Annotated in this window: 1 protein-coding gene; it reads right to left on the bottom strand. The window is 44.2% G+C overall.

The window, feature by feature from the left end; genetic code table 11:
• Window positions 1-2,030, bottom strand: a 2,030-nt coding sequence (gene nrdA, locus B9J84_RS09075) for a class 1a ribonucleoside-diphosphate reductase subunit alpha (RefSeq protein ID WP_094123990.1), incomplete at its 3' end; no start/stop codon positions are given.
• Between the last annotated feature and the right edge of the window lie 133 nt (window positions 2,031-2,163).

Genomic DNA, 2,163 nt, shown 5'->3' with positions numbered 1-2,163 from the left:
CCGTTGTTAGAACCAATATTCCACAATAACTCATAGTTCTCTTTCAAATTAATGAAATCCGGCACGACTTGTTTCAAGATGCCATCTTTTGAGGCTTTTACTGAAACATAACCGCGAGGAGGCTCAATACCGTTGGTGGCATTGGAAATTTGCGAAGAGGTTTCTGAAGGCATTAACGCTGTTAACGTTGAGTTACGTAAGCCAAATTCCATGATCTCTGCGCGCAGCGCATCCCAATCATAATGCAAAGGTTCTGCGCAAATTTGGTCGACATCTTTTTTATAGGTGTCGATAGGCAGCAAGCCTTTGGCATAATTTGTTTCATGGAATAGAGGGCATCGGCCTTGTTCTTTGGCTAACGCGACTGAAGCCTTCAACAGGTAATATTGCATCGCTTCAAAAGTGCGGTGTGTCAAACCATTTGCACTACCGTCCGAATATTTCACGCCATTTTTCGCCAGATAGTAAGCGTAGTTAATCACGCCTACACCCAATGTACGGCGATTCATGGTTGACTTATAAGCGGCAGGCAGTGGGTAATCTTGATAATCCAACAGTGCATCTAGCGCACGAACCACAAGATCAGACAACTCTTCGAAATCATCCAGAGATTGAATTGAACCTAAGTTGAATGCCGAAAGCGTACATAGCGCAATCTCACCTTCATTATCTTCAACATTAGACAGTGGTTTCGTCGGCAGTGCGATCTCCAAACAGAGATTGGATTGGCGAACAGGCGCTACAGACGCATCAAACGGGCTGTGCGTATTGCAGTGGTCAACGTTCTGGATGTAGATACGGCCAGTGGAGGCACGTTCTTGCATCAATAGGGAGAAGAGTTCTACCGCTTTCACCGTCTCTTTTTTAATCGAAGTGTCATTCTCATATTGAACATACAAACGTTCGAATTCGTCTTGGTTTTCGAAGAATGCGTCATACAATCCAGGCACATCAGAAGGGGAGAATAGGGTGATATTACCGCCTTGAACTAAGCGAGAATACATCAACTTATTGAGCTGAACACCATAGTCCATATGACGAACACGGTTCTCTTCAACGCCGCGGTTATTTTTCAATACCAGTAGCGACTGCACTTCACCGTGCCACAAAGGGTAGAAGACAGTGGCTGCGCCACCACGAACACCACCTTGAGAACAGCATTTCACTGCGGTTTGGAAATATTTATAAAAAGGAATACAACCCGTGTGGAATGCTTCACCACCGCGAATTTCCGAGCCTAATGCACGAATGCGGCCCGCGTTAATACCAATCCCCGCACGCTGTGATACATAACGTACGATAGAGCTTGCTGTGGCATTGATTGAATCTAAGCTGTCACCACATTCAATCAACACACATGAGCTAAATTGACGGGTAGGCGTGCGCACGCCCGACATGATTGGCGTTGGCAGCGAGATTTTGAACATTGATGTTGCGTCGTAAAAACGCTTAATGTAATCGAGACGGTTTTCTTTTGGATATTTCGCGAATAAGCAAGCGGCGACCAAAATGTAGAGGAACTGGGCACTCTCATAAATTTGTTTCGTCACACGGTTTTGCACGAAGTACTTACCTTCAAGCTGTTTTACCGCGGCGTAAGAAAAATTAAGGTCACGTGCGTGATCGATATAAGTGTCGAGTTCTTCAAATTCTGCGCGAGTATAATCTTCGATAAGGTGCTTATCGTATTTGCCCATTTCAACCAAACGAGAGACATGGTTGTACAAAGTGGGTGGCTCGTATTGTCCGTAGGCTTTTTTACGCAAATGGAACACCGAAAGACGAGCCGCTAGATATTGGTAATCTGGCGTCTCTTCTGAAATCAAATCGGCAGCGGATTTGATGATAGTCTCATGGATGTCAGAGGTGGTAATACCATCGTAAAACTGAATGTGAGCTTTCAGTTCTACTTGTGATACAGAGACATTGTGCAGGTCTTCCGCAGCCCACGCGATTACACGGTGGATTTTCTCAAGATCAATTGTTTCTTTGCGTCCATCACGCTTGGTGACAGTAAGTTTTTGGTTCATTCTGCTTCATTTCCCTAACAAAACTGATTAAGGCCGTATTTTTGTAGAATTGTTGTAAATTTCATCGCGGCTTTGTGATCTGAATTTATCTATATATTGTAGTGCAAACACAACATATAGGGGTTCTTTGCTT

This window comes from Vibrio sp. V03_P4A6T147, assembly GCF_002241085.1.
Taxonomy (GTDB): Bacteria; Pseudomonadota; Gammaproteobacteria; order Enterobacterales; family Vibrionaceae; genus Vibrio; species Vibrio anguillarum.
This window is presented reverse-complemented; position numbering and strand designations above follow the sequence as displayed.